The 26,712-nt window shown below is 69.9% G+C and carries 21 protein-coding genes and 1 riboswitch; of the genes, 11 read left to right on the top strand and 10 right to left on the bottom strand.

Annotation, left to right across the window (positions count from 1 at the left end; translation table 11 throughout):
• Positions 1-545: 545 nt before the first annotated feature.
• Genes BM249_RS16905 through otsB form a run of 3 tightly spaced genes read right to left on the bottom strand, consistent with a single transcriptional unit; the run spans position 546 to position 2,901 of the window.
• Positions 546-1,073 carry a hypothetical protein gene (locus tag BM249_RS16905; protein WP_091974211.1) on the bottom strand — a complete coding sequence of 176 codons (528 nt, stop codon included), beginning with the start codon at positions 1,071-1,073 and terminating at the stop codon, positions 546-548.
• A gap of 7 nt (positions 1,074-1,080) precedes the next feature.
• On the bottom strand, positions 1,081-2,091 hold the full coding sequence (locus BM249_RS16900) for a glucokinase (RefSeq protein ID WP_091974209.1): 1,011 nt from the start codon (positions 2,089-2,091) through the stop codon (positions 1,081-1,083).
• Positions 2,092-2,145: 54 nt separating this feature from the next.
• Complete coding sequence (otsB, locus tag BM249_RS16895) at positions 2,146-2,901, bottom strand: trehalose-phosphatase (RefSeq protein WP_091974207.1); 756 nt, start codon at positions 2,899-2,901, stop codon at positions 2,146-2,148.
• Between the two features lie 195 nt (positions 2,902-3,096).
• Here otsB and BM249_RS16890 point away from each other — a divergent pair, with 195 nt between their 5' ends.
• Together BM249_RS16890 and BM249_RS16885 are read left to right on the top strand one after the other, a co-directional pair.
• Complete coding sequence (locus BM249_RS16890; protein WP_091974205.1) at positions 3,097-3,591, top strand: DUF427 domain-containing protein; 495 nt, start codon at positions 3,097-3,099, stop codon at positions 3,589-3,591.
• A gap of 66 nt (positions 3,592-3,657) precedes the next feature.
• Positions 3,658-4,884: a serine hydrolase domain-containing protein gene (locus BM249_RS16885; protein ID WP_091974203.1), complete on the top strand. Its 1,227-nt coding sequence runs from the start codon at positions 3,658-3,660 to the stop codon at positions 4,882-4,884.
• 136 nt (positions 4,885-5,020) lie between these two features.
• Here BM249_RS16885 and BM249_RS16880 read toward each other — a convergent pair whose 3' ends face one another.
• On the bottom strand, positions 5,021-5,647 hold the full coding sequence (locus BM249_RS16880) for a DUF2147 domain-containing protein (protein ID WP_091974201.1): 627 nt from the start codon (positions 5,645-5,647) through the stop codon (positions 5,021-5,023).
• Positions 5,648-5,894: 247 nt separating this feature from the next.
• A complete protein-coding gene (locus BM249_RS16875) occupies positions 5,895-6,101 on the bottom strand; it encodes a hypothetical protein (protein ID WP_091974199.1) in 207 nt (68 codons plus the stop codon).
• Between the two features lie 186 nt (positions 6,102-6,287).
• A riboswitch (cobalamin riboswitch) is annotated at positions 6,288-6,488 on the top strand.
• 319 nt (positions 6,489-6,807) lie between these two features.
• On the opposite strand from BM249_RS16875, the gene BM249_RS16870 reads away from it, so the two are divergent.
• From BM249_RS16870 to BM249_RS16860, 3 genes are all read left to right on the top strand, one after another.
• Complete coding sequence (locus BM249_RS16870; RefSeq protein ID WP_091974196.1) at positions 6,808-8,988, top strand: TonB-dependent receptor; 2,181 nt, start codon at positions 6,808-6,810, stop codon at positions 8,986-8,988.
• A gap of 6 nt (positions 8,989-8,994) precedes the next feature.
• Positions 8,995-10,443, top strand: coding sequence for a peptidase (locus tag BM249_RS16865; protein ID WP_091974194.1), 1,449 nt, complete (start codon positions 8,995-8,997; stop codon positions 10,441-10,443).
• Between the two features lie 311 nt (positions 10,444-10,754).
• Positions 10,755-11,054: a GCG_CRPN prefix-to-repeats domain-containing protein gene (locus tag BM249_RS16860; protein ID WP_177232442.1), complete on the top strand. Its 300-nt coding sequence runs from the start codon at positions 10,755-10,757 to the stop codon at positions 11,052-11,054.
• A gap of 90 nt (positions 11,055-11,144) precedes the next feature.
• Here the strand turns inward: BM249_RS16860 and BM249_RS16855 are convergent, their stop codons facing one another.
• The 4 genes from BM249_RS16855 to BM249_RS16840 form a co-directional block, all read right to left on the bottom strand.
• The gene (locus BM249_RS16855; protein ID WP_091974192.1) at positions 11,145-12,455 is read right to left on the bottom strand and encodes an MFS transporter; all 1,311 of its coding nucleotides are present in this window, start codon (positions 12,453-12,455) and stop codon (positions 11,145-11,147) included.
• Between the two features lie 16 nt (positions 12,456-12,471).
• Positions 12,472-14,424 carry a cytochrome C oxidase Cbb3 gene (locus BM249_RS16850; RefSeq protein WP_091974190.1) on the bottom strand — a complete coding sequence of 651 codons (1,953 nt, stop codon included), beginning with the start codon at positions 14,422-14,424 and terminating at the stop codon, positions 12,472-12,474.
• A 111-nt stretch (positions 14,425-14,535) separates the two neighbouring features.
• Complete coding sequence (gyrB, locus tag BM249_RS16845) at positions 14,536-17,001, bottom strand: DNA topoisomerase (ATP-hydrolyzing) subunit B (RefSeq protein ID WP_091974188.1); 2,466 nt, start codon at positions 16,999-17,001, stop codon at positions 14,536-14,538.
• Positions 17,002-17,184: 183 nt separating this feature from the next.
• Positions 17,185-17,829, bottom strand: coding sequence for an MBL fold metallo-hydrolase (locus BM249_RS16840; protein ID WP_091974185.1), 645 nt, complete (start codon positions 17,827-17,829; stop codon positions 17,185-17,187).
• Between the two features lie 200 nt (positions 17,830-18,029).
• On the opposite strand from BM249_RS16840, the gene BM249_RS16835 reads away from it, so the two are divergent.
• The 4 genes from BM249_RS16835 to BM249_RS16820 all read left to right on the top strand — a co-directional run bounded on the left by BM249_RS16835 (position 18,030) and on the right by BM249_RS16820 (position 24,815).
• Positions 18,030-19,664 carry an ABC1 kinase family protein gene (locus tag BM249_RS16835; RefSeq protein ID WP_091974183.1) on the top strand — a complete coding sequence of 545 codons (1,635 nt, stop codon included), beginning with the start codon at positions 18,030-18,032 and terminating at the stop codon, positions 19,662-19,664.
• A gap of 128 nt (positions 19,665-19,792) precedes the next feature.
• The gene (locus tag BM249_RS16830) at positions 19,793-22,840 is read left to right on the top strand and encodes a penicillin-binding protein 1A (RefSeq protein ID WP_091974181.1); all 3,048 of its coding nucleotides are present in this window, start codon (positions 19,793-19,795) and stop codon (positions 22,838-22,840) included.
• 155 nt (positions 22,841-22,995) lie between these two features.
• The gene (locus tag BM249_RS16825; RefSeq protein WP_244528834.1) at positions 22,996-23,970 is read left to right on the top strand and encodes a hypothetical protein; all 975 of its coding nucleotides are present in this window, start codon (positions 22,996-22,998) and stop codon (positions 23,968-23,970) included.
• A gap of 68 nt (positions 23,971-24,038) precedes the next feature.
• Positions 24,039-24,815 (top strand): SH3 domain-containing protein, encoded by a 777-nt coding sequence (locus tag BM249_RS16820; RefSeq protein WP_244528831.1) that lies wholly within the window; start codon positions 24,039-24,041, stop codon positions 24,813-24,815.
• 43 nt (positions 24,816-24,858) lie between these two features.
• Here BM249_RS16820 and BM249_RS16815 read toward each other — a convergent pair whose 3' ends face one another.
• Positions 24,859-25,077, bottom strand: a complete 219-nt coding sequence (locus BM249_RS16815) for a hypothetical protein (RefSeq protein ID WP_091974179.1) — start codon at positions 25,075-25,077, stop codon at positions 24,859-24,861.
• A gap of 269 nt (positions 25,078-25,346) precedes the next feature.
• On the opposite strand from BM249_RS16815, the gene BM249_RS16810 reads away from it, so the two are divergent.
• On the top strand, positions 25,347-25,595 hold the full coding sequence (locus tag BM249_RS16810) for a hypothetical protein (RefSeq protein ID WP_091974177.1): 249 nt from the start codon (positions 25,347-25,349) through the stop codon (positions 25,593-25,595).
• Between the two features lie 286 nt (positions 25,596-25,881).
• On the top strand, positions 25,882-26,688 hold the full coding sequence (locus BM249_RS16805; RefSeq protein WP_091974175.1) for a Crp/Fnr family transcriptional regulator: 807 nt from the start codon (positions 25,882-25,884) through the stop codon (positions 26,686-26,688).
• Positions 26,689-26,712 lie beyond the last annotated feature (24 nt).

Below are 26,712 nucleotides of genomic sequence, written 5' to 3'. Positions count from 1 at the left end.
CCGGCGTTGAAACCGGCGTAGAAGCCCGTCCAGGTGAACACCGGCACCGGCACGAACACCGGCGGCGGGGCGGCGCGGCGCGGCAGATCGGCGGCCGAAGCGGCGCCGACGAGGAGGGCCGTGGCCGTGCTGGCGAGGAAGAGCGACTTGAACATGGGGGCGACTGCCAGAGAACGTGTGGCGCACTCTCGGTGCGGTGTGATCTGGACTTAGCAACCCATGGCCCCTCGCCTCTAGTGTATTTCGGCCACACCAAGATGAGATCGGTCGGCCGGTGGAAAGGGGGGATATTTACGTTGTGTTTATAATTGAAGTCTCGGGCGATGCTTCTAACGCGCGTCCGGCTGTTTGGTTCCATCGATAAGACGGGGCTTTTTGCGCTGCAGCGAAAGGGGCTTCGATCCGGTGTCCGCTCAAGGGAAGCGGTCGCTGGATCGGCCAATCCGCGCGGCGCTTGCGGATAGCGGAACGCCGCCATTCCGAAGAAATCGAATGGAGTTCGTCTGAGCCGGGCCGATCCCGGGGATCCGCGCCGGCCCGGCTCCCTATGGGGCGTGGATCGGAGGCAGGAGGTCGCCGGGGATCCGCCTCGGATCGCTGTACAGCGCGTCGAGGGTGTCGAGGACGGCCCGGGTCCAGCGTCCGGTCCCGTCGTCGTCGGGATGGCCGGCGCGGTAATAGGCGGCCCAGAAGTCAATCTCCTCGTCGCCGAGGTGGATGGTGGCGATGTGCTCGCGGCAGCGCAGGAGGTCCGTGCGCGCCCGCAACTCGACTTCGTCCTCGGCCAGATCGTCCCAGACCTGACGCACCGAGACGAGGCGGGTCGCCGAACCGAGGGTCGCCCGCGCGAAGGTCAGGACGGCACCCTGGCGGACCTCCCCGCCTCCGAACGGCAGCGCCGCGCCATCGTCCCAACGGTCCTGCATGGCCTGGGCGATGGCTGCGGCCTCGGCGCGATCCCGGAAGAAGCGCAGGCTCGGGCGGTCCCCGTCCCCCGTGGCGGCCACGGGGAGGCGATCGAGGATCCAGGCCTCGACGAGATCCGGCACCAGGATCGGGTGATGCAGGTGCATCCGGAGGTCAGTCCCCGGCCCAGACCTGCCCGTGATACACGAACACCTCCGGCCGGCTCGCCAGGGCGGCGAGGCCCGACAGGGCCGGATCCTGGGTGGTGATGACGCTGGTGGGAATCGCCTCCATCTGCGCCACGAAGGGCGGCTTGTGCTCGAAGGCGGCGCGAAAAGCCCCCCGGTGCAGCACGTCGACGATCCGAGGCGCGATGCCGCCGCCGATATAGACGCCACCCGTGGCGAGGAAGGTCAGGGCGAGGTCGCCGCAGACCCGGCCGAGGAGCTTGGCGAAGAGCGCCAGGGCGGCGACGGCGTCCGGGTCGGTGCCGGCGAGTCCGCGTTCGGTGACGGTGGCGGGATCGAGCTTCGGAACCGCCTCCCCCGTGCGCAGGCGGCGCAGGCCCGCATGGAGGCGGCACAGGCCGGGGCCGGACAGCAGGGCTTCGACGGTGATCCGTCCCTCGATGCGCTCGAGATGCGGCCAGAGGGCGTGCTCCTCGGCGTCGCTCGGGCCGAAATCGACGTGACCGCTCTCCGTCGACACGATGGCGAGGCGGTCGCCCACGGGCAGCAGGGCCGCCGCGCCGAAGCCGGTGCCGGGGCCGAGGACGAGACGGGCGCCCTGATCACCGGCCTTGCCGCCCTTGCGGTGCGGGCCGATGGGGGTGAGTTCGTCGGGGGTGATGGCGGCGGCGCCCGCCGCCACGGGCACGTAGTCGTTGACGATCACGGCCCGCGACAGGCCGAAATCCCGGCCGATCCGCGCGCCTTCGATCACCCAATCGGCATTGGTGAGTTGCACGGCCGGTCCGTCGACCCGGGCGGCCACGGCCAGGATCGCCGAGCGCGGCGCCGCCCCGCCGCCCTGGCGCAAGGCCGCCCGGATCGCCGCGCTGGGATCGGGATGAGCGGCGGTCTCCACATGGGCGAGGACGCTGGCGCGCCCGCCCGCCTCGGGCACCAGGGCGAAGCGGGCATTGGTGCCGCCGATATCGCCGACGAGGACGGGGAATTCGAACATCGACGCGTCATTCCTCTGTGAGCGGGCTTTTCGGAGAGCGGGCGGCGATATGGATCAGGCCGCCGGAAGGGCGCCGGGGTCGATGGGCGCGCCGTCGGCCCAGGCGTAGAGGAGCCGGCGCACGTCCTCGGGGTCGATGAGGCGCCGGGTGGCGATGGTCTCGGCCCCGCCGATGCGGACGCTCACCCCGCCGGTTTCGTTGACGACGGCGAAGGCCTTCTCGTCGGTGAGGTCGTCGCCGAGGAAGATCGCCCGGCGGCCGGCATAGGGCGCGGCCTGCGCGAAGGCCCGGATGGCATGGCCCTTGGTGGCCGAGGCCGGCACGATCTCGCCCACCGCCTTGCCCAGCTGGAGCCGGTAGGCGTCCCCGAGGGCGGCGGCCGTGGCCTTCACGGCCTCCTCGGCCCGGAGGGCATCGGCCGGGGTGGCGAGGCGCCAATGCACGGCCACCGACGCACCCTTGTCCTCGATGAGAACGGCGTCGAGGCCGGCCACCGCCGCGGTCAGGCCGGGGATGCGGGCGCGGAGCTCCGGATGGTTCTCAGGCCCGCCGCCGCTCACCGCGCCGTCGACCCGCCGCTCGACCCCGTGCAGGCCGGCGATGTCGAACCGCGCGGGCGCGAGGAAGTCGTCGATCACCCCGATGGGGCGGCCGGTGACGATGGCGAGCGCCCCGCCGAGGCGGGCGCGCAGGCGCTCCAGGGCACCGGGGAGGGCCGGATCGACCCGGACCTGATCGGGCCGGGGTGCGATCTCCACCAGGGTGCCGTCGAAGTCGAGGTAGAGGGCGAAGTCCGTCGGTTCGGTCACGCTCGGTGTCCCTCCGTGGGATGGGGCCGCCCCGTCGGGCCGCGTCGGGCGCGGTCGCGGGCCTCGCCTGAGGCGGCCGCAGGGCAGGATCGGCCTGCGCTAGCATGACGCGCGCCAGGGGAAAACGGGGCTCGACGCCAGGGACGCCCTATCTCGACCGTGTCCCGAGATCTCAGCCCAGGAGGCACGACCCGCATGTGGCCGACCCCGATCCCGCCCGGACCCGACCAGGAGAGCGTCTGGGATTATCCGCGCCCGCCGCGCCTCGAGCGCGTCGCCCAGCGTCTGCGCGTGGTGTTCGCCGGCCGAACCATCGCCGACACCGTGGCGGGCTGGCGGGTGCTCGAAACCAGCCATCCGCCGACCTATTATTTTCCACGCTCCGACGTGGCCGCGGAGGTGCTCGGCCCCCCGCGCCGGGCGGGTCTCTGCGAATGGAAGGGCCGGGCCGTCCTGTACGATGTCACGGTGGGGAACGGCCGGGCCGAGGGGGCTGCCTGGGCCTATCCCGATCCGACGCCGGCCTTCCGGGCCATCGCCGAATACGTCGCCTTCTACGCGGGACCGATGGAGGCCTGCTTCGTCGGCGAGGAACGCGCCACGCCCCAGCCCGGCGGCTTCTACGGCGGCTGGATCACGCACCGCATCGTCGGCCCGTTCAAGGGCGGCCCCGGGTCGATGGGTTGGTAGGGGCGGTTGCGTCCCCGTCCGGTGTCGCTACACCCCGGCGTAGAGTCGGGCGACGGAGCTTCGGGCATGCAGGGCGACATCGACATCGAGCCGCGGGCGGTGGGATTGTGCCCGGACCGCCTCGGGCGCATCGACGGGTGGATGGAGCGCCTCGTCGAGGACGGCCGCCTCGCCGGCCTGTCGGTCATGCTCTCCCGCGCCGGCAAGACCGCGTATTTTCGCAGCCACGGCCTCGCCGACATCGCCCGCAAGACGCCGTTCGCCCCCGACACCATCGCGCGCATCTACTCGATGACGAAGCCCCTGACCTCCGTCGCGGTGCTGATGCTCTACGAGGAGGGGCGCTTCCAGCTCGACGACCCCATCACCCGTTTCCTGCCCGAATTCTCCGACCTGCGGGTGCTCACGGGCGGCAATCGGGTGAAGTTCGAGAGCGAGCCGGCCCGGCGCCCCATCACCATCCGCGATCTCCTCACCCATACGGCGGGCCTGACCTACGGCTTCATGGAGGCGACCCTGGTGGACGCCCTCTACCGCCAGAACGGCGTCGATTTCGGCGAGGCCCAGACCGACAGCCTCGCCACCGTCGTGGGGCGCCTCGCCCGCCAGCCCCTCCTGGCCCAGCCGGGGGCCGAGTGGAACTACAGCGTCGCCACCGACGTCCTCGGGCACCTCGTGGCGGTGGTCTCGGGGCAAGATTTCGCCGACTTCATGCGCGCGCGCATCCTGGCGCCGCTCGGCATGGTCGATACAGATTTCTACGTGCCGCCCGACAAGATCGCGCGGTTCGCGGCCAATTACAGCCTGTTTCGCGAGCGCAGCCTGAAGCTCTACGATGATTGCGTCGGCAGCCGGTTCGCCTCGCCCCCCGTGGTTCCCTCGGGCGGCGGCGGCCTCGTCTCGACGGCGGGGGATTACATGCGCTTCTGTCGCTTCCTCCTCGGGCGCGGCGCCCTCGACGGCGTGCGGCTCCTCGGGCGCAAGACCGTCGACCTCATGCTGACGAACCACCTCGACGGGGATCTCGCGGCCATGGGCCAGCCGCGCTTCTCCGAAAGCGCCTATACGGGCATCGGCTTCGGCCTCGGCGTCTCGGTGATGCTCGATCCGGCCCGCGCCCAGATCGTCGGCACGCCAGGCGAAGCCGCCTGGGGCGGGCTCGCCAGCACGGCCTTCTGGGTCGATCCGGCCGAGGATCTCGCCGTGGTGCTGCTCGCCCAGCTCATCCCGTCCTCGGCCCTGCCGATCCGCCGCGAATTGCGGGTGCTGACCTACGCCGCCCTGGTGGATTGATCGGATCGGCAAGGTCGCGCGGCGCTCGGGCGACGTCGAGCGAAGCGATGGAACGGCGTTCGCAGGACGGCGAAAGGCCGGCTTCGCGGGGCGAAACCGGCCTGAATGGTGTCGCAGATCGGGGCTTTCGGGAGCCCTATTCCTCGGCGGGCGCGGCGCTGGGCGGCGGCGCCGCCCTGTCGCCCGTCGCCTTGTCGGCCGTCGTCTTGCCGCCGGCCGGCTTGGCGGCGGCCGGCTTCGGCTGCCACTCGGCGTCGGAGCGCGGGCCGCCGGGCTGGTTCGTCGCGGCCGTGAGCTGGCCCGGAACCACGTCGGTGACCTTGTTCCAGGTCTGCGAGCCGCACAGGAACCCGAGCATGCAGCCGCGCACGGACAATTCGCCCGGCTGCTCGCTCCACATGGTCACGTCGTAGAACTTGCCCTCGTCGGCATTGTAGATCTTGCCGGCATAGCGGGCCTCGGCATTCGGCTTCAGGCCCATGATGAGCTGGTGCCCGAGGGACGGACGCGCCTGCTTCTTCGGATCGGGGTTCTTGAAGTCGACGCGGGGCTGGCCTTTGTCGTTGAGCGGCACCTTCAGCCAGACGACGTAGCCGCACAGGTTGGTGTTCTGCGGTCCGCACTTCTCGACGCGGATGCGCGCGCGGCCATCCTCGGTGAGGTAGGTGCCGGTCGCGTCGTTGGGCGCCGCCGCCAGGGCGAGGCCGGGCAGCGCGGCCAGGGCGAGGCCCGCGAGCGCGGCAACGGTCGAACGGTCGATCATGTCTCAGGCATCCTCAAGTCACTCGAACTGCCGGCGCCGCGCCGTCCCGCCGGAGGCGTTCCGAAGATCGTCGCTGGGTCGCATGGGATCGTCGCCCCGTGCGTGATGCCTCGCCATCGGATGCGAAGGTGACCGGATCATGACCGGTTGCCGGAAACCGGTGCCGGCCGTGAACGGCGCGGCGGCCCATAACGCAAAAAGCCGGCGCTCGCGCACCGGCTCTTCGAATCCACCGGCTGGGCGGCGCCTATTCGGCGGCGGTCATGGCCGTGGTGAACTGGCCGCACCAATCCTTCGAGGCCACCACCGGCCACAGGCCGGGGGATTGCGGCTCGGGTTGGCTCACGGGCGGGTTGAAGCGGCACAAGCCCTCGTCGCCAGCGGCGGCGGCGCCGTTGAGCTTGTGATCGTCGAAGAAGCGGCAGCTGGCGCAGGCGGCGGTGTTGGTGGTCATGGGGTCTCTCCAGGGGCGCTCGGGCAAGCCCGAGGTCAGTGCTGCTCTTAATTGGAATAATTCCAATTCTAGGTCAAGCGGTGTCGACAATGATCGTCGCCGGGATCGGTGTTGCGGCGATACCGCCACACGCCCGCTTCGAACGTTCCGCCACGTCCATCGGTTGACGGCGGGCGAAGCGTGAGCGTAGCCTCGACGCGACGGTTCCTCCCCGGAGGATCAAAAGGGAACGCGGAGAGGGCGAGAGCTCAAAGCCGCGGCTGCCCCCGCAACTGTGAGCGGCGAGCCCATCATCAACACGTCACTGGCGCCTTTCGAGGGGTTGGGAAGACGATGAGAGGGCGGTGACCCGCGAGCCAGGAGACCTGCCGTCAGCCGTGGTCACACGCGAAACGCATCGGGCGGGGTGTCCTGATGAGTGTCGAAGCGTTCGCGTGTCGCGGGCCGATCGACCCTGTTCGCGGTGACGTGCCACACCGTGCCCGTCGGGCGCGTCCGCCGTTTCCGCATGAGCCCGCCCGCGTCCTCGCCCCAAGCATCCATTGCTCGAACCTACACGCCGCTCCCCAGCGACGGTCGCGTTCGTGCGTTCGGAGAGGCATGGGTTGGAGCGGAAGCCTATGATTGTTATGTTATAACATTCATTATACGGGACGTGGACGCGTCGGCGTGAACGACGTACGCCTTTGGATCGTCTCCCATCACCATGTCTTCCCGTTCGAACTCCACCCGTTCCGGCCGCGCCACCCTGGGTGCCGGGCTCCTTCTGGCCGATATCGTCCTGGTCCTGGCGCCCCCTTCGGCTCAGGCGCAGGATGCCGCCGTTACCCTCGACACCCTGTCGGTGGCCGGCTCCGGCGTCGCCCCCGTCGGCCTCAACCTGCGTACGGTGGATCGCGGGGCCAGCCGCCTCGGCCTCACCCCCCTGGAGACGCCCGCCAGCGTCGACGTGATCGCGGGCGAGACGACGCGTCTGCGTGGCCAGAACACCGTCGCGGAGGCCGTGACCCAGAACGCCACGGGCATCACCACCATCGCCGCGCCCGGCAACGGCAACGGCGCCTTCACGGCACGGGGCTTTGCCGGGCCGAACTCGATCCAGCAGCTCTACGACGGCACCCGCCTCTATGTCGGCGCCGGCACGGTCACCTTCCCGTTCGACACTTGGAACGTCGAGCGTATCGAGGTTCTGCGCGGCCCGGCCTCCGTGCTCTACGGCGACGGCGCCATCGGCGGCGTCATCAACGTGGTGACGAAGAAGCCGGTCTTCACGCCCCTCAACGAGGCCCGTGCCGCCGTGGGGTCGGACGGCCTCGCCCGCCTCGCCCTCGATTCCGGCGGCCCCATCGGCGAGGCGCTGGCCTATCGCTTCAACATCAGCGGCAACCGCTCCAGCGGCTGGATGCAGCCCGAGGGTGATTTTCGCAATCTCGCGGTCTCCGGCGCCCTGACTCTGCAGGCGGCGCCCGACCTCGCCTTCACCCTGAGCCATGATCTCGGCTACCAGGAGCCGGCCCGCTACTGGGGGACGCCGCTGGTCAACGACCGGATCCTCGAATCCATCCGGTTCAACAACTACAACGTACGCGACGCCAAGATTTTCTGGACGGACAATTGGACCCAGCTCAAGACCGAGTGGAGCCCGAGCGCCGACATCACCGTGCGAAATACGGCCTACCGCCTCCAGAGCCGGCGTCAATGGCTCGATGTCGAGCAATACGCCTTCAACCGCTCCACGGGACGCATCGACCGCTCGGACTACATCGAGATCTACCACCAGCAGGAGCAGGTCGGGAACCGCTTCGACGCCACGTTCCGGGGCAGCGTCTTCGGCTTCCGCAACGCGTTCGTGGCCGGGTTCGACGTGAACCACATCGCCTTCCGGCACACCAACAACTTCTCCACGGAAGGGGGCGGCCTCGTCACGAGCGTCGATCCGTTCGCCTACGATCCGGGCCTGTTCCCGAAGAACGGCCGTGCCTCCCCGGCCTACGCGACCTCCACCAACCAGGCCTCAGTCTTCGCCGAGAACCGCCTGATCCTGTCGGATCAGCTCTCGCTGCTGACGGGCGTGCGCTTCGACGCCCCGACCCTCAACCGGCGCAACCTCGTCACCGGCGCCACCTTCGACCGGGATTTCCAGGCGCTCAGCTACCGCTTCGGCGCCGTCTACGCCCCGACGCCGGACCTGTCGCTCTACGCGCAATACGCCACCGCCACCGATCCGGTGGGCAGCCTCATCACCCTGTCGCAGAGCTTGGCGAACTTCGACCTCTCCACGGGCGAGCAGGTGGAGGTCGGCGCCAAGGGCCTCGCCTTCGGGGGGCTGGCCGAGTGGACGCTCGCCGGCTACCGCATCGTCAAGGACAACCTCGTCTCCATCGTGCCGGGCCAGCCCACCGTCTCGACGCAGGTCGGGCGGCAATCGTCGCTGGGCGTCGAGGCCGCCGTCTCCCTGCATCTGTTCGACGCCTGGCGGATCGACGCCAACGTCGCCCTGCTCCATGCCCAGTACGACGACTTCAATCAGGCCGTGGCCGGCACGGTGGTGTCCTATGCCGGGCGCCAGCCCATCGACGTGCCCGAGCGCATCGCCAATCTCTGGGTGAACTGGGCCTTCGCGCCCGCCTGGGAGGCCCGCCTCGGCGTGCAATATGTCGGTGAGACCTTCAGCGATTTCGGCAACACGGCGCGACGGCCCGACTACACCCTGCTGAATGCCGGACTCGACTATCAGGTCGATCCGGCCTCGCGCCTGTCGCTACGCGCCTACAACCTCGCCGACACGGTCTACGCCATCAGCGGCAATGCCGTGAACGGGGTCGGCACCAACTGGCTGCTCGGCCGGCCGCGCTCGTTCGAGGTCGCCTACAGCGTCCGTTTCTAGAAGCGCATGCGTCGTGTCCTGAAATCCCTGAAGCGGTGGTTGATCCTCGGCCACCGCTGGCTCGGCATCGCCACGGGTCTGTTCTTCGCCACCTGGGTCCTGTCGGGCCTCGTGATGATGTACGTGCCCTTCCCGAACCTCACGGAGGCGGCGCGCCTCGCCGGCCTGTCTCCCATCGCCTGGGAGCGGGTGCGGCTCGGTCCCGACGCCGCGCTCCGGTCCCTCAGCCTGTCGCACCTGCCGCCGAGTCTATCGCTGAGTCTGCGGGGCGACGCGCCGGTTTATCAAGTGACCCTCGGCACGGGCGAGCGCCGGGTCGTCTCCGCCGAGACCGGTGCGGTGCTCGGCCCGATATCGCGTGACGAGGCCCTGGCCCTGGCGCGGGCACGGGGCGATGCCGGTCCCCACCCCACCGTCACTCCGGTGTTCCGCGACCAGTGGACGGTGACGGCGCGCTACGATGCCCTGCGCCCCTTCCACGTCGTCGCCCTCGACGATGCCGCCGGCACCGAACGCTACGTCTCGGCCCTGACTGGCGCCGTCGCCCTCGAGACCACGCGCTTTGCCCGCGCGTGGAACTGGCTCGGCTCGATCCCCCACTGGATCTACCTCACGCCGCTCCGCGCCCGGGCCGCACTGTGGCGCGACGTGGTGCTGTGGGTTTCCGGGGTCGCCATGGCGGGGGCGGTGAGCGGCCTCGTTCTCGGCGTCTGGCGCCTGCGCCTGCGCCGCCCCTACGCCTCGGGGGTGACGCCCTATCGGGGCATGGGGCGCTGGCATCACCTGTTCGGCGTCGTCGGGGGCTTGACTCTCCTCACCTTCGTGGCGAGCGGCTGGCTGTCCATGAACCCGAACCACTGGTTCACGGGCTCGGCGCCGACGCCGGCCTTGGCGGCGGCCCTCGCGGGAGACGCACCCCTGCCCGGCCTCGACACCCTGCGCGCCGTCGCGACGCCCGCCACCGTCGAGGTGCGGTTCCTCGGCCTCGGCGGGCAGGTCCATGTCGTCGGCGCCGATGCAGGAGGGCGGCGCCGGGTCGCACCGCCCGTGACACCCGAGGCCCTGCGGGCGGCGGCGGAGCGCCTGCTGCCCGGATCCGCCGCCGCCATGGAGACCCTGACGGCCTACGACGCCTACTGGTACCCGCATCACGACACCCGGAGGCTGCCGGTGCTCCGGGTCCGGTTCGACGATCCGGCGGCGACCTGGGCGTATCTCGATCCGGAGACGGGGGAACTCCTGGCCCGCCTCGACCGCAGCGGCCGGATCGACCGCTGGCTGTTCGCCGCGCCCCACCGCTTCGACTTCGCCATCCTCACCCGCCACCGACCGGTCTGGGACGTTCTCATGTGGAGCCTGAACCTCCTCGGGGCCGGCATCGCCCTCACGGGGATCGTGCTGGGCTGGCGCCGCCTGCGCCGAATCCGGCCGGCTCGTGAGGCCCGGCCCCGCTGATCCCGATCCCCGGCCGGGATCGGCGAACTGCGATGCGTCGGATTCATCGCCGTTTGGCCGGAGCGCATCGTGCGCCGGGATGCCTCCGCTTCGACGGACGATGCCTTCGGCACGAGCACAGCCGATAGGCTCGACGGCTTGGCATGTCTGTCCAAGGAAAGTGACGGTTCGGGTCTGATCTCCGGTTGATCTGCAGAGCTTGGCTCGCCACTCCCGATTTTGTTACAAACCGTTACAATTTCGGGCGCGATTGTCTGCAACCCTCCGCGCGAGATCGGTGTTTCACCGCCATCGCAACAGAGGAGATGCGAATGCGACTGAAACTTGCTGGCGCAGCCGTCCTGGCCCTCGGTACGATGGCGGCGACGGCCGGTGCGGCCGAAGCCCGTGACGGTTGCGGCCCCGGTGGGCATCGCGGCTATTACGGGTATTGCCGTCCCAACGTCGTTTACCGGCCCATCGTGGTGCGCCCCGTCGTCTACGGCTACCGCCGGGTCGGCTGGTACGGCCCGCGGTGGCACCGCTGGGGCGGTTACCGCCCCGTGGGCTATGCCCGCCCCTGGGGCTGGCATGGCGGCTACCGCCATGGCGGCTGGCATCACCGCTGGTAAGGTGACCGCGTTCTGAATCGGGGCGTCCGGCTTCGCGCCGGGCGCCCTTTTCGCGTGTTCTGCGAAGTCCGACCCGGGTGGCGCCCCGCCTCATCCGGCTTCGGGGTCCGCCTCCATGTCCTTGCCGCGGGTCTCCGGCATGGCGAGGGCCGCCAGGGTCCCGACGATGCTGAAGGCGACGAGGTAATAGGCCGGGGCGAGCCTGTCGCCCGACAGGGCGATGAGCTTGTTGACCACGTAGTTCGTGCTGCCGCCGAAGATCGACACCGAGAACGCGTAGACGATGGAGAGGCCGGCGCTGCGCACGGCGCGCGGCAGGGCCTCGGGGATCGCCACGATGATCGCCGCGGCGTTGATGGACGACAGGGCCGACAGTAGGAAGGTCACGGCATAGACCGAGGGGCCGGTCGGATCGCGCACGAGCCACGCGAAGGCCGGCACGGTCAGCACCACGATGAGGGCGCGGGGCCAGATCATCACCGCGCGCCGGCCGAACCGGTCGGCGAGCCAGCCGCCGAGCAGCGGGAAGGCGATGGAGGCGAGGCCGAGGGCGATGGGCACGGCGGTGGAGACCGTCTCGGTGAGGCCCAGGGTCGCCTGGGCATAGACCGGCATGTTGGTGCCCACCGCGTTCGAGACGGTGGAAGCCGCGATGATGACGAAGGTGAGGAGCAGCAACCGGGCGTGCTCGCGCAGGAGGCGCCGGACCACCGCGAACGTGGAATCCGCAGCCGCCGGGTCGGTCCGCTCCCCGGCGGTCTCGGGCAGGTGGCGGCGGATGATGAGGCCGACGGGCACGACGCCGATGCCGAGGACGAACATCACCCGCCAGCCCCAATCCGCCATGGCGCCGTCGCCCACGGCGTAGGTCAGGGCGGAGGCGACCACGCCGGCGATGAGGGCGGCGCAGCCCTGGCTGGCGATCTGCCAGCTCGCCACGAAGCCCCGGTGCTTCGGCGGGGCCGCCTCCAGCAGGTAGGCGGTGGAGGGACCGACCTCGCCCCCGAGGGCCAGCCCCTGGATCAGGCGCCCGACGATGACGATCACCTGCGCCCAGCCGCCCAGGGTCTCATAGCCGGGGCAGGCCGCCAGCAGGATCATGCCGAGGGCCATGAGCGCGATGGTGATGAGCATGGCGGGCTTGCGCCCGGCCCGGTCCGCGAAGGCCCCGATGAGGATGCCGCCGATGGGGCGCATGACGTAGCCGATGCCGAACAGCGCCAGGGAGGCGAGCAGGCTGTCGGTGGCGTTCTGCGACGGGAAGAACGCCTCGCCGATGGGTTTGGCGAAGAAGGCGTAGATGGTGAAGTCGTAGAATTCGAGGGCGTTGCCGAGCACGACGGCGGCGACCGCCTTGCGCTCCAGGCGCGGCGCCTCCCCGGTGGTCCCATCCGTCCGCATCGTCATCTCCTCGCCCTCACGGCACCGGCACGTCCTGCGTCAGGGCATCGACGGAGAGCAGGTAGGCGAGCAAAGCCTCCTGGTCGCCGGGGGAGAAGCCGGCCGCCGGATCGACCCAGTAGGCGTGTCCCTCGCCGGTGACCCGCGCGGTGCGGGCCGTGGCCGAGGCGCGATTGGCGGCCACGACCCGTCCGCGCAGGTCTCGGTCCACCAGGGCGCGCAGGCTGTTGCGCGGATCGGGCACGACGCCGCGGTCGAGGGTGCCGGGCACCCCGAGCTGAGCGGCCGGATCGGCTCCCACCGCGACGCCGCCGTCGTGGAGGTAGGGCGCCGACCAAGCGAGGCCGACGAGGTTCGGAACCTTGTAGCCGCCGTCCGTCCCCGCATGCGCCCAGCCGAGCCGGAGTTGGGCCAGGGCTTCGCCTTCCACGGGGATCGGCACGAGCTTCGGGTCGGCCGGCAGGGGGAACGGCGTGTCGGTCGCGAACATCGCCGGGGGCGCGAGGCGCGCTTCCATCTTGGCTCCGGCGCGGGCGCGGGTCGGCTCCGTGCCGATCTCGGCCACGGGGACGATCCGGTTGTTGGTAAGCGCGGGGCCGGCATGGCAGCCGCCGCACCCGGCCCGTTCGAACACCGCGCGCCCCGTCGCCACATCCGCCTTCGGAGCGGCCGGTGGGCGCAGCAGGTTCTGGAAGGCCGACATGGCGTTGTTGGCGAAGTTCGCGGGCTCGCCCGCCACGGAGGCGAACAGTCCGTTGTCGGTCACGTAGTTCGTGGCGGGAAAGCTCGGCAGGACGGCGTAGCGGTTGAGGCCGGGCGAGCCGGGGGTCGGATCGAAGGCGGCCAGGATCGCGCTCGGGGTCCGCCCACCCTTCGGGTCGTAGCGCAGGCCCGGATTCACCGCCCCCTGGAAAAGAATGCCGAGGTAGAGGTCGGGATCGAGGCCGAACAGCCAGGGGGCTGCGGCGGCGAGCTGCGTCGTGTCGGAATTGGCAGCATGCACGTTGTTGTTCAGGGACGACAGGCCGTGGAACGGCCCCACCGCCTCGCGGCCGCTCCAGCTGTAGGGTTCGCCGTAGGCGGAAAAGCTCGACGGGATCGAGGTCGGGTTCGTCACCCGGTCGGCCGAGGAATCGAAGCTGCCCGGCGGCCAGCTCGCGACCTCGATCTTGGCCGCCGCTTCCAGCCTGTCGCGGTCCGGCAGCACCGCGGTGCCGCCCCCTTGCGTCGCCACGGTCCGCGACGGGTCGCCGGCGAGGGCGGCGAGATCGACGCTGCCGTGCATGAAGTAGGCGGAGGCGTTGGCCGAGAGGGCGAGCAGCAGGCCGGCATTGAGGTCGGTGTTCGGGGCGCCCTCCACCACCTTGCCGGTTTTGGGATCGACCGCTGCGTGGCAGAGGGCGCAGGTGATGCCGAGGCGCAGGTGCCCCCGGTCGTAGAAGGTCTTCAGGCCTATGATGCCGAGCCCCCCTTTCTCGACGTCGAGGCCCGTCGAGACGAGGTCGCCCTTGCGCCATTGCCGGTCGCCGATACGGACATCCTGGGCGACCCGGACCCGGAGGTTGTTCGTCGCCTGACCGCCCAGCATCAGCACGGCGCGGGCGACCTCGTAGGGCGTCAGGGCACCGTCCAGCATCCCCATGACGTCGGTGAGAAAGACCTCGTTGCCGAAGGTCTCGGTGTAAAAGGCCTCGCGTCCCCGCGCGACCACCGCCGCATCGATGGCGAAGGCGCCGTTCTCGGGCGACAGCGTCCGGCGCCCCGCTTCGGTGGCGCGCAGAGCCTGCGCCTCCTCGTGGCCGATGCGGCGCCCGAGGACGTCGTAGGCCGTGCGAATCGGATAGCGGTCGGGGTTCGCGAGGGCGTCGCGTGCCGGGGTCGGTGCGTAGCTGAAGCGGCCGAACCCGGCGACGCCGACGCCGGCGGCGAGGACAGCGAGGGCGCCGACGAGGAGGGAACGGGAACGCATGCCGAGGGAGTGTCTCCGGCCCTCAGGGGCCGGCGGACAACGGATCTTAACGGCAACGGTTCGATGACAGATCCGCGAGGCGAGCCGGACCGTCCCGGCGTGGCTCCCGGATCACACGTCGAGGTTGGCGACGCTGAGGGCGTTGTCCTGGATGAACTCGCGGCGCGGCTCCACCACGTCGCCCATGAGCTTCACGAACAGATCGTCGGCGTCCTGGGTATCCTTCACCTTCACCTGGAGGAGCGAGCGCACCTCGCGGTCGAGGGTGGTCTCCCAAAGTTGCTGCGCCGTCATCTCGCCGAGGCCCTTGTAGCGCTGGAGTTGGAGGCCCTTGCGCCCGAACGCCATCACCGCCTCGAACAGGCCGACGGGGCCGTGGAGCGTCGTCTCGTCGCCCTTGCGGGCATAGGTCACGGGCTCGTGGTAGATCTCGCGCAGGGCCTCGGCCCGGTCGGCGAGGCGCGTCGCCTCCTGCGAGGCGAGGAGGCCGGCATCCAGGGTCGCGACCTGGCGCACGCCGCGTAAGGTGCGGCTCAGGACGTAGCCGCCCTCGCTCACCGCGCCTTCCCAGCCGCGTTCGATCTCGTCGGCGATGCGGTCGAGGCGCCGGGCCGTGCGGTCGGCCAGCACCTCGGCTTCGGCCGCGTTCTCGTCGACATTGATCCGGAACGCCCCGGCGATCATCGCCTGCTCGACGATGGCGCGGTCGTAGCGGGTGTGGAGCGTCTGCATCAGGCCGCGGAACTGGCGCGCCTCCTCCACGAGGGCCTTCAGTTGCTGACCGCCGAACTCGGTGCCGGAGGCGAGGCGCAGCACAGCCCCGTCGACGCCCGCGTCGATGAGGTAATCTTCCAGGGCGCGCTCGTCCTTGAGGTAGATCTCGCGCTTGCCCTTCGAGGCTTTGTAGAGGGGCGGCTGGGCGATGTAGAGGTGCCCGCGCTCGATCACCTCCGGCATCTGCCGGTAGAAGAAGGTCAGGAGCAGGGTGCGGATGTGCGAGCCGTCGACATCCGCGTCCGTCATGATGATGATGCGGTGGTAGCGCAGCTTCTCCGGGTTGAAGCCTTCGCGGTCCGTGGACGAGCGGCCGATGCCGGCGCCGAGCGCCGTGATCAGGGTGCCGATCTGGTCCGAGGACAGCATCCGGTCGGCGCGCACCCGCTCGACGTTCAGGATCTTGCCGCGCAGCGGCAGAACCGCCTGGAAGGTCCGGTCGCGGCCCTGCTTGGCCGAACCGCCGGCGGAATCGCCCTCCACGAGGAGCAGCTCGCATTTCGACGGGTCGCGCTCCTGGCAGTCGGCCAACTTGCCCGGCAGGGAGGCGATGTCGAGGACGCCCTTGCGCGTCACCGTCTCGCGGGCCTTGCGCGCCGCCTCGCGGGCGGAGGCGGCGAGAATCACCTTGCCGACGACGGATTTCGCCTGGGCCGGATTCTCCTCGAGCCAGTTCGACAGGCCCTCGTTGAGGACGTTCTCCACGGCCGGGCGCACGGCCGCCGTGACGAGCTTGTCCTTCGTCTGCGACGAGAAGCTCGGTTCGGGCACCTGCACGGAGATCACGGCGGTGAGGCCCTCGCGGCAATCCTCGCCCGTGAGCGTCACCTTCTCGCGCTTGGCGATGCCGGAGGATTCGGCGTAGCCGGTGACCTGACGGGTCAGCGCCGCGCGGAAGCCCGCCAGGTGGGTGCCGCCCTCGCGCTGCGGGATGTTGTTGGTGAACGGCAGCACGGTCTCGTTGAACGAGTCGTTCCACCAGAACGCCACCTCGACGCGGATGCCGTCGCGCTCGGAGCGCACCATGATGGGTTTGGCCATCCCGTCGATGGGTTTGCGCGAGCGGTCGAGGTAGCGCACGAAGGCTTCGACGCCGCCCTCGTAATACAGCTCCTCGCGCTTGTGCTCGGCATGGCGCGCGTCGGTGAGCACGATGCGCACGCCCGAATTGAGGAAGGCGAGCTCGCGCAGGCGCTTCTCCAGGGTGGCGTAATCGAACTCGATGCTGGTGAAGGTTTCGGTGGCGGCGAGGAAGGTCACCTCGGTGCCGCGCTGGCCGTTGCCGTCGCCCACCACGGCGAGGGGCGCCACGGACTCGCCGTGGCGGAACTCCATGGCGTGCTCCTTGCCGTTCCGCCAGATGCGCAGGCGCAGCCATTGCGACAGGGCATTGACCACGGAGACGCCCACACCGTGCAGGCCGCCGGAGACCTTGTAGGAATTCTGATCGAACTTCCCCCCGGCATGCAGCTGGGTCATGATGACCTCGGCCGCCGAGATGCCCTCTTCCTTGTGGATGTCCGTCGGGATGCCGCGCCCGTTGTCCGAAACCGTGACCGAACCATCGGGGTTGAGGGTCACCGTCACGAGGTCCGCGTGGCCCGCGAGCGCCTCGTCGATGGCGTTGTCCACTACCTCGTAGACCATGTGGTGCAGGCCGGAGCCGTCATCGGTGTTGCCGATATACATGCCGGGCCGCTTGCGCACGGCGTCGAGGCCCTTGAGGACCCGGATGGATTCCGCGCCGTAGGCGTCGGCGGCGAGGTTGTGGGAGGCGTCGGAGCGATGGGGCGAGTCGGACATCAGGTTCCTCGGGCAGGCGGGTCGTCACGGGATCCTTCGTGCCCTGGCGTCAGCCATGGGCACGCCTGCGGTGGGCGTGCACTCGATATAGGCGCTTTGCCTTGAGAATGCATTGCTTTCTCGGGCCGGGACGGGTGCCGGGCGGCCCCCGTCCACGGGTGGCGTGAGGCGTTTGGGAAACGATCAATCCTGCAGGAACGGATTGCTCAGGCGCTCCTCGCCGAGCGTGCTCGTCGGGCCGTGGCCGGGGATGAAGGCGACGTCGTCGCCGAGCGGCAGCACCTTCTCCTTGATGGCGCGGATGAGCTGGTCGTGGTTGCCCCCCGGCAGGTCGGTGCGGCCGACCGAGCCCTTGAACACCACGTCGCCCACGAGGGCGAAGCGCGCGTCCCGGCTCACGAACACCACGCTGCCGGGCGAATGCCCCGGTGCGTGCAGGATATCGAAGGTGAGGTCTCCCACCGTCACGGCGTCGCCCTCCACGAGCCAGCGGTCCGGCGTCACCGCGCGGGCGCCGTCGAGGCCGTAATTGGCGCCGGTCTCGGGCAGGCTGTCGAGGAGGTAGCGGTCGGCCTCGTGCGGGCCCTCGATGGGGACGCCGAGGCGTTGCCGGAGTTCGTCCGCCCCGCCCGCATGGTCGATATGCCCATGGGTGAGGAGAATCTTCTCGATGGTGAGGCCCTGCGCCTGGATCGCCGCCTCGATCCGGTCGAGGTCGCCGCCGGGATCGACCACGGCGCCGACCTTGGTCTCGTCGGACCAGATCAGGGTGCAATTCTGCTGGAAGGGCGTCACCGGAATGATACCGGCGCGGGGCGTGCCTGACATCGCTTCTCTCGCACATGCGCCCCGAGGGCGCGGGAAGCGTCGTGTCTAGCGCGAGACGGCCTGCGGGGCGAATCCGTCGCGGGGGCCGTCGCCGCCAAACTTCGGCCTCGCCCCGGGGCTAGCCGAACCCAACTGCGTCCGGTTTCGTTGTCGGGGCGCCAAGCCTACCTCTCCTCCCCCCAGCCGGGTCTCACGCGCACATGCTGAAAACCGCCTTCGTCGCCGCGCGCGACCGGCAACGCCTCGGCGAGATCGCCGCCGTGCTCATCGGGTACGGGGTCACCAAGGTGGTCGAGCGCCTCGGCATCGCCCAGGTGGCGCGCCTCGCCAAGCGGCGCACGCCCCGGGTCGACATCACCCGCCTGTCGCAGCCCCAGCGGGTGCGCCGAGCCATCGAGGCCCTGGGCCCGACCTTCGTCAAGCTCGGGCAGATCCTGGCGAGCCGGCCCGATCTCCTCACGCCAGAATGGACGGAGGAACTCGAGAAGCTGCACAGCCAGGTCTCGCCGATCCCGTGGGAGCGCATCCGGCCCCAGCTCGAGGAGGATCTCGGCGCGCCCCCCGACGAGGTCTTCGCCGAGTTCGACACGGTGCCGCTGGCCGCCGCCTCCATCGCCCAGGTCTACCGGGCGCGCCTGCATTCGGGCGAGGAGGTGGTGGTCAAGGTCCTGCGTCCCGGCCTGCGCAAGATCATCGAGGCCGATCTGCGGTTGCTGGGGCACGCCACCCGGATCGTCGTCGCCGAGTGGCCGGAATTCGGCCGCTATCAGCCGCAGGAACAGATGCGGCACCTGGCGAGCGGCCTCTACGGCGAGCTCGATCTCATCAACGAGGCCCGCAACTGCGAGACCATCGCGGCGATCTTTTCCGACCGCGACGACATCGTGGTGCCGAAGATCCACTGGGAATGGACCTCCGAGCGCGTCCTCGTGCAGGAATTCATCCACGGCATCCCGCCCAACGACCACGCCCGCCTCGATGCCGCGGGGATCGACAAGGTGCGCCTCGCCCAGAAGGGCACCGACGCCTTCCTGCAGATGGCCCTGATCGAGGGCGTTTTCCACGCCGATCCGCATCCGGGCAACATGCTGATCATGGCCGACGACCGGATCGGCTTCATCGATTTCGGCATTATCGGCCGCCTGTCCGAGCGCCGCCGCAACCAGCTCCTGATGCTCATCGGCGCCATGCTGAAGGAGGATGCTGACGGGCTCATGGCCGTGCTCCTCGACTGGACCGGATCGAGCAATCCGGATCTGACCAAGCTCGAAGCCTCGTCCCAGGCCTTCATCGCCCGCCACACCGGCGCGACGCTGGATTTCGGGGCGCTGCTCACGGACTTCATGACCATGGCCCGCGAGAACGACCTCGCCATGCCCACCGACCTCGCGATCCTGTTCAAGGGGCTGGTGACGGCCGACGGGGTGATGCGCCAGCTCGACCCGAACTTCGACCTGTTCTCGGCCGCCGGCCCCACGGTGAAGCGCAAGCTCGCCGCGCAATTCTCCATCAAGGGCCTCACCCGCAAGGTCGAGGCCGTGGGCGCCGGCCTGTTCGGGGCGGCCTCCGAACTGCCGACCCTCATCCACCTCATGCTGGTGCGCCTGAAGCAGGGGCGCGTCACCGTCGAGATCGAACTCAAGGGTATCGAGAAGCTCACCCGTGGCATCGAGCGGGCCGCCGCCCGCATCGCCGTCGCCCTCATCGTCGCGGCCTTCGCGACGCAGTTGGCGCCGCGCTTCATGGATCTCGGCACCCCGGCCTTCGTCACGGTGGGGGCGATGGTGTGCGTGATCGGGATCGGCTGGCTGGTGCTGCTTGGGCGCAACAAGTAGCGGGTGCTTCCGGGCCTTCGGCGGCGGCGGACAAGCGTCACCTTAAATCAGCCGCGTTGTGCGGCGCATTCTGAGGCTTCCCCGCGCGCCGATCGCGTGCCCGAAGAACCGCTGTCTTTACGGCTTTCATGAACATCATCCTGATCAAGCTGTTCGCGACGGCCTTGACCCTCAGTCAGGTGACGACGCGGCCGGATGCGGTGAAGACGCAGTTCGATCCCGTGGCCGACAGGCTCCAAGTGGTGCAGATCCTGCGCGACGGCTGCGCCCACATGCGCAAGGCCTTCGACATCGAGGACATCAACCTCGACGAACTCATCTCCACGGCCATGGAGGACCCCACCGCCATCGCGGGGGCGAGCGCTCCGAAGCTCCTGCACGGCCTCGACATCGGCGAACTCGCCGTCAGCTACCGTCAGTTCTGCAAGGGCGAGGACCCGGTCAATTCTCCCTTCGATGCCGGCGAGGTCATCGCCTTCTACAACAAGGCCGTTCTCGACCTGCCCTCGGCCGAAGCCCTGAAGGAGCGCAAGCTCCCGGGCGCCAGCCTCATCCTCGACGGGGCGGGTAAGCGCTACGCCGAGGCGTTCGAGGCCAACGGGCGGCGCCTCAGCGTGCCCATCGCGGACGTTCCGACGATGGTGCAGAAGGCGTTCGTGGCGGCGGAAGACAAGCGCTTCGAGACCCATCACGGCATCGACGAGCGCGGCGTGATCCGCGCCTTCATCGGCAACCTCGCCGCCCCCGGCCGCCCGGCCGGCGGCTCGACCATCACCCAGCAGGTGGTGAAGAACCTGTCGGTGGGGGACGATGTCACCTACGAGCGCAAGATCCGCGAGATGATCGTGGCCTCCCGCCTGGAGCACATCCTCGCCAAGCCGCAGATCCTCGAACTCTACCTCAACGGCATCTATCTCGGGCGCGGCGCCTACGGCATCGAGATGGCCGCGCGCAGCTATTTCGGCAAATCGGTCGGCCAACTCACCGTGCCGGAGGCGGCGCTCCTCGCCGGCATGCCCAAGGGGCCGAATTTCTACAGCCCCGACCGGTATCCCGACCGGGCCAAGGAGCGGCGCGCCTACGTGCTTGCGCGGATGAAGGAAGAGGGCGTCATTACCGAGGCCCAACTGACGCAGGCCGCCAACGCGCCCTTGGGACTCAGCCCCATCGAGACGGCGCGGCGCGATTCCGGGTTCTACTTCGTCGATCACCTCACCCGCGAGGCCCGCACCTTCGCGGGAATAGACTCCCTGACCTCGGCCTCGCACACCGTGCGCTCCACCATCAACGCCGGCCTCCAGACCGCCACCGAGACGGCGCTTCAGGACGGGTTGGCCAGCTACGAGCGCGCCACCGGGCGCCAGCACTATGCCGGTCCGGAACTTAACCTCGCCGACGCCGTGCGCAAGCTCGACGCGGCCACCCCCGCTCTCGAAGCCTCGGCCGCCGCTGCGCCGCTCCTCACGGGCGACGCCGGGAAACCCGCCGAGGCGAAACCGCCGACCACGAAGGCCGAGCGCAAGGCGGCGCGGGAAGCCGCCAAGGTGGCCGCCAAGGGGACGCCGTCCAAGCCGGCGGGTCCCAAGCCGACCTGGCAGCGGGCGTTGGAGAACGCTCGCCCGGTCCTCTACGACGTGCACTGGCCCCTCGCCGTGGTGCTCGATCCCGGTCGCGGCGGCACCGCCAAGGCGGGGCTCGCCGATGGCCGCACGATCAGCCTGGAGCCCGGTCCGGCCCGGGGCCGCCTCGCCATCTACGACGTGGTGCGGGTGAAGCTGCGCGATCCCTCGGCCAGGACCCCGCGCGCCGACTTGCGCGTGCGGCCCTCGGTGCAGGGCGCGGCCCTGGTGCTGGAGAACCGCACGGGGCGCATCCTCGCCATGGCGGGCGGCTTCTCCTACCCGTTGAGCCAGCTCAACCGGGTGACCCAGACCGTGCGCCAGCCGGGTTCGACCCTGAAGCCCGTGACCTATCTCGCGGCCCTCAACGCCGGTTTGCAGCCCAACACCCTGGTGATGGATGCCGCCGTGACCCTGCCGCCCATCGGCGGGGTCGGCGATTCGTGGTCGCCGAAGAACTACGACGGCGGCGGGTCCGGAGCCACGACCCTGCGGCGCGGCCTCGAATTCTCGAAGAACCTCGTCACCGCCCGCCTGCTCCAGGGCGGGATCGCCGACAAGGCGCCGGCCAGCCTGCAGAAGGTCTGCGACCTCGCCCTCGAAGCCCAGCTCTACGCCGGGTGCGAGCGCTACTATCCGTTCGTGCTGGGGGCCCAGCCCGTCCGCATGGTGGATCTCGCCGCCTTCTACGCGGCCATCGCCAACGAGGGTGCCCGGCCCGCGCCCTACGCCCTCGAATCGGTGGAGCGCGACGGCAAGAATCTCTACACCCACACGGCTCGCCCGCCCGTGCGTATCGGCTCGGCCGACCGGGTGGCGTTCTACCAGTTGAAGACCATGCTGCAGGGCGTGACCCAGCACGGCACGGCGGCGGCGCTCTCCCGGTTCTCCGGCTCCATCGCGGGCAAGACCGGCACTTCGGAGAACGAGAACGACGCCTGGTTCGCTGGCTTCACCAACGAGATCACCATCGTGGTCTGGGTCGGCTACGACAACGCCGACGGCACCCGCAAGACCCTCGGGCGCGGCCAGACCGGCGGCCACCTCGCCGTACCCATCGCCGGCACGATCCTCCAGGCGGCCTGGGCCAATGGCGTGCCGCGCACCCCCCTCGCCCCGCCCTCGGCCGAAGCACGCCCCTACCTCACCGATCTGCCCATCGACGCCCGCAGCGGCGAGCGGGTCTCGGGCGGCGGCTTCATGGAGCACTTCCGCCTCGCCAACGGGCAGGTGGCCGACACCCAGTACAAGCTCCTGCCGCGGGAGACCCGGGTCGCCCGGCGCCCCGATGCGGAGGACGGTGACCTCGGCGGCGCCGAGGATGGGGCGGACGTGGCCGGCGACCTCTACGGCACCCTGCCGAGCCGGGGCGCCGAGCGCGACCTCCTCGATCCGTTCGGCGAGTCGCGGGCCCGTGCTCCGAGCCGCCGGGCCCAGCGCGATCCCGATCCGCTCTGGCCCGGCACCCAGCGCTCGCCCTTCGGCGACGACGAGGCCTATGCCCGCCCGCGCCGTCGCGACCCGGACTACCTGTTCGGCGACGACCCGCGCTACTGACCCGCCCCCGATCCCGGTTTCGCGCGGACCCGCCCCGTCCAGGGGCGGTGCCCGCCCCCTCGACCAAAGGCTTCGCCGTGCCGATACCCTTCACTCCGCTCCTTCGCCTCGCCGCCCTCCTCGCCCTCGTCGGGCCCGTGCATGCCCAGGAGGGCATGAAGCAGCAGCCCGCGGCCTCGGAGCGGATCAAGGACGTGCCGTCCATCGAGGCCGTGCCCCTCGCGAGCCTGAAACCCGGCACCGTCCTGTTCACGGATCACCGCGACGATCCGGCCAAGCCCGAGAACGGACTCGTGCCCTACCTCGACTGGGGCCGGGTCCGCCCGGCCGAGCAGGCGGCCCTCGCCCCCTACCCCGGCTACGCCGAGCCCGACTACATGCAGACGCTCAACGGCGTGACGAAGCGCCGGCACGAGACCCTGAAGGTCTACGTGGCGCAAGGCCGGTTCATCGTGCCGAAGCCGGCCGAATCCATCGATCTCGCGTCTTACGCCACCCTCGGCTTCGTGGCGAAGATGGACCCGGTCATCAAGCACAAGACCCTGAACCCCGCCGACGTGACCCCGACCAAGGACCCAGCCGCCGCCTTCGCCCGGCGCCCCGACCGGCCCTGGTGCGAGGCCGGCACCGTCTGCATCGAGTCGCGCTACGACCTCGAGGGCAAGCTGCCGCTCGGCGTGAAGCTCGCCAACAAGCTCGAGGACGGCGCCGCGAAGAAGATCGCCGAGTTCGTCTCGTTCCAGAGCGAATTGCGCACCCTTCCCCCCACGGAGGCCGCCGCCCTCGCCACCCTGACGAAGATCGACGCGCCGGTGACGGGCGGCCTCGAACAGACGATCTTCTGGGTCAACCAGATCCTGCGCTTCGGCAAGTTCCTCGCGGTGTTCCAGCCAATGCCGGGAGACTCGGGAAAGACCGTGGTCACCACCTACATGGCGCTGGCCATCAAGGCCGACGTCCTCGACCGCAAGCAGGAATACGCCCGGGTGCCGGTGCTGAAGAACCTGCTGCCGGCCCAGGTGCTCATGGGCAACTCGTCGTTCAACACCGGCACCTCGATCAGCGCCGGCCTGCCGACCTACGCCCGCAACCGCATGACAGCCTTCGCGGACGCCCTCGCCCGCAACTGAAATTAACCTCAAGTTGATTTTTGGCTTCCCGTCCGCGATGATTCCCTAGGATCGGGAGGCTGAGAATCATGGCGACGGTGCGCGAAGACACGATAGACAAGATCCGGGATCTGCCCATCAGGGCGGAGCTGAAGCGGCTGCTGGAACGGGCGGCCGATCGGGCGGGCATCGCCCTGGTGCGGGTCACCTCCGGCGGTCAGGCGGCGAAGGGATCGGGCGGCAAGCGCACCGGCTCGACTCGCCACGACGAGGGATGGGCCGCCGATCTTCAGCTGCTGATCGACGGGCGGCGCGCCCTACACTTCACCGATGCCGACGATCTGCCCATCGTCGAGGCGTTCGTGACGGCCGCCGCCGCCCTCGGTGCCAACGGGATCGGGGCGGGTGTCGATTACATGGGCCCCCGAACCCTCCATGTCGGTTTCGGGACCTCGCCGAGCGATCACACCCGGTTGGTCTGGGGCGCGGGCGGGAAATCGGCCAATGCGCCGAAATGGCTGCGGAAGGCGGCCGAGAAGGGATGGGCCAACCCGGCGGGGTCCGCACGCCCGCAAGCGGTTCCTGCGGCCGAGCCCATCGGCCGCTTCGTCGTCGCCGCCCGCGACGGCCTGCGCCTGCGGGGTGGGCCGGGCCTGGACTTCCCCCATTTTCGGACGGTGGAGGCCGGTACGGAGCTGACGGTGCTGGCCCTCGACGGCGTTCATCGGGACTGGGCGCGGGTCGATCTCAACCACGACGCCCTCATCGACGGGCATGTGCACACCGCCTTCCTGATGCCCGTGACCCTTCCGACGCCGTCCGATGCGGATGAAGGGGTCGAGGAGCTGGAAACGGCGGACGCTTGAGAATCGGTCGCGGGTCCCGGCCGAAGCCGGGACCCGCTCGGGCTCAGTTGCCGCGGCTGGAGATCGAGGGGATCGAGGGCTGGGTATAGAGGCGGTTCACGTCGCGGCGGGTCTGGGTGCCGTTGGTGTCCGACGAGCGGCGATAGTTGCTCGTGTCGAAGGTCTCGGCGAAGCCGCTGCGGGCGTTCGGTCCCTCGGCGCTGTTGCAGGCGCACAGGGTGGCGAGGAGAAGGCTCGAAAGGGCGAGGGGGCGAAGGCGCATCGGTCTGTCCTGACTTTGAGTTCGGCGGAGGTGGGCCCGCCGCGCGCTCCGCGTCAAGCGCCGAAACTGCGGCCCCCGATACTTCCGAGCCGGGATCGGGCGCGGGACAAGGATAACGAACCGTCGCCGCCGCCCCCTAGAGTCGGGTGGCGACGCCACGGAAATGCTCACCACGCCACGCATTGGGGGACGGACAACCCCGGCCATCGGGGGGGAATGCCGCCCACGACGCTTGGCATCCGGCCACTATCCACGCGACACATCGGGGCATGAGCAACGTCATTCCCTTCCGTCGCCGCTCCGCCCCGCCCGTTCAGGCGGTGACCAACGTAGTGGCCGTCGCCGACGACCTCTTCGCGGTCCTCGAGCATCTCCAGGCCGTGGGCGCCCGTGCGGCGGCCATGGATCGCCCCCGGCGCGAGGTCGAGGGCACCATCCGCAACCTCCTCGACGCCGTGGCGTCCGTGGAGCGGGCCCTCGACTGCCTCGGTGAGGGTGACGAGGCCGGTCAGGCCTGAAGCGACGCCCTCCGGACCTGTTCGATGCGTTCGGTCGTACCGAACAGGCCCGGTTCGACCGAACGCTTCTGTTCGAAAACGTGATTCGTCAGCGGTGTGTTTGCGGACGAAAATCGGATTGTGACGCTTGCCGGGCGATGGCATGTTTTCCGAAGCAAAACACGGGAATCATCGTCGCCCTTCATCGAATCGACAAAATCGGGGGCGCTCTGTCTACTAATAGACAGACATTCGGCTGGATCCTGCGATAGGGGCGGCAAGACAGACCGTGAACGCAGCGTCCGCCATGCCCTCGCCCGCCGACCCGCTCTTTCAGGGCAATCTGCTCCTGGGAGCCTTGAAGACCGAGGATCGCGCCCTGCTGGCGCCCCACCTCGAAGGGGCCACCCACGGGCGGGGCGAGGCCCTGTTCACGGCTGGCTCCGACGTCACCGCCATCGCGTTTCCGTGCGAGCAGACCGTGGTCACCCTCATCGTCGCGATGCAGGACGGGCGCAGCGCCGAGACCGCCACCATCGGCCGCGAGGGCGCCGTCGGCGGCGTGGTGAGCCAGGGCTACCTCCCCGCCTCGACGCATGCGGTGGTGCAGATCGGCGGGCCGATCCTGCGGATGGATGCCCTGCGCTTCCAAGAGGCCAAGCGGCGTTCGGAGAGCCTGCGCAACCTGTTCGCGCGCTATGGCGACTGCCTCCTGGCCCAGGTTCTGCAATCGGTGGCCTGCAACGCCCTCCACCCCATCGAGGCGCGCTGCCTGCGCTGGTTGATGACGCTCCGGGACCGGACCGGCAGCGAGAGCCTGCCCGTCACTCAAGAATTGCTCGCCGCGATGCTCGGCGTTCAGCGCACCTACCTCACCCGCGTCCTGCGCACCCTGCAGCAGCAGGGGCTCATCGAGGTCGGTCGCGGCCGGATCACGATCCGGGATCGCGACCGGGTCGAGGCCGCCGCCTGCGAATGCCACGGCGTGGTCCGGCACCATTACGGGACCGTTCTGGGGGCGGGCTACGACGGCCTCGGGCATCTCGACCGCATTGAGCCGCCCGACGAGACGGAGGTCCCCGAACGATCCCGGCCTCGGCGCGAGATGGCCTGACGATCGCCGCAACCCGACCGCCCC

The sequence above is a fragment of the Methylobacterium gossipiicola genome (genome assembly GCF_900113485.1).
Taxonomy (GTDB): domain Bacteria; phylum Pseudomonadota; class Alphaproteobacteria; order Rhizobiales; family Beijerinckiaceae; genus Methylobacterium; species Methylobacterium gossipiicola.
The sequence above is the reverse complement of the archived record's forward strand: the minus strand, read 5'-3'. Positions and strand labels throughout refer to the sequence as shown.

Bases quoted from the DNA above. Each gene is read 5' to 3' on its own strand.
- BM249_RS16880 (WP_091974201.1), bottom strand. From the start codon at position 5,647: ATGATCGACCGTTCGACCGTTGCCGCGCTCGCGGGCCTCGCCCTGGCC.
- BM249_RS16855 (WP_091974192.1), bottom strand. From the start codon at position 12,455: ATGCGGACGGATGGGACCACCGGGGAGGCGCCGCGCCTGGAGCGCAAG.
- BM249_RS16865 (WP_091974194.1), top strand. From the start codon at position 8,995: ATGCGTCGTGTCCTGAAATCCCTGAAGCGGTGGTTGATCCTCGGCCAC.
- gyrB (WP_091974188.1), bottom strand. From the start codon at position 17,001: ATGTCCGACTCGCCCCATCGCTCCGACGCCTCCCACAACCTCGCCGCC.
- BM249_RS16860 (WP_177232442.1), top strand. From the start codon at position 10,755: ATGCGACTGAAACTTGCTGGCGCAGCCGTCCTGGCCCTCGGTACGATG.
- BM249_RS16890 (WP_091974205.1), top strand. From the start codon at position 3,097: ATGTGGCCGACCCCGATCCCGCCCGGACCCGACCAGGAGAGCGTCTGG.
- BM249_RS16805 (WP_091974175.1), top strand. From the start codon at position 25,882: ATGCCCTCGCCCGCCGACCCGCTCTTTCAGGGCAATCTGCTCCTGGGA.
- BM249_RS16870 (WP_091974196.1), top strand. From the start codon at position 6,808: ATGTCTTCCCGTTCGAACTCCACCCGTTCCGGCCGCGCCACCCTGGGT.
- BM249_RS16900 (WP_091974209.1), bottom strand. From the start codon at position 2,091: ATGTTCGAATTCCCCGTCCTCGTCGGCGATATCGGCGGCACCAATGCC.
- BM249_RS16825 (WP_244528834.1), top strand. From the start codon at position 22,996: ATGAAGCAGCAGCCCGCGGCCTCGGAGCGGATCAAGGACGTGCCGTCC.
- BM249_RS16815 (WP_091974179.1), bottom strand. From the start codon at position 25,077: ATGCGCCTTCGCCCCCTCGCCCTTTCGAGCCTTCTCCTCGCCACCCTG.
- BM249_RS16850 (WP_091974190.1), bottom strand. From the start codon at position 14,424: ATGCGTTCCCGTTCCCTCCTCGTCGGCGCCCTCGCTGTCCTCGCCGCC.
- BM249_RS16835 (WP_091974183.1), top strand. From the start codon at position 18,030: ATGCTGAAAACCGCCTTCGTCGCCGCGCGCGACCGGCAACGCCTCGGC.
- BM249_RS16905 (WP_091974211.1), bottom strand. From the start codon at position 1,073: ATGCACCTGCATCACCCGATCCTGGTGCCGGATCTCGTCGAGGCCTGG.
- BM249_RS16875 (WP_091974199.1), bottom strand. From the start codon at position 6,101: ATGACCACCAACACCGCCGCCTGCGCCAGCTGCCGCTTCTTCGACGAT.
- BM249_RS16810 (WP_091974177.1), top strand. From the start codon at position 25,347: ATGAGCAACGTCATTCCCTTCCGTCGCCGCTCCGCCCCGCCCGTTCAG.
- BM249_RS16830 (WP_091974181.1), top strand. From the start codon at position 19,793: ATGAACATCATCCTGATCAAGCTGTTCGCGACGGCCTTGACCCTCAGT.
- BM249_RS16820 (WP_244528831.1), top strand. From the start codon at position 24,039: ATGGCGACGGTGCGCGAAGACACGATAGACAAGATCCGGGATCTGCCC.
- BM249_RS16840 (WP_091974185.1), bottom strand. From the start codon at position 17,829: ATGTCAGGCACGCCCCGCGCCGGTATCATTCCGGTGACGCCCTTCCAG.
- BM249_RS16885 (WP_091974203.1), top strand. From the start codon at position 3,658: ATGCAGGGCGACATCGACATCGAGCCGCGGGCGGTGGGATTGTGCCCG.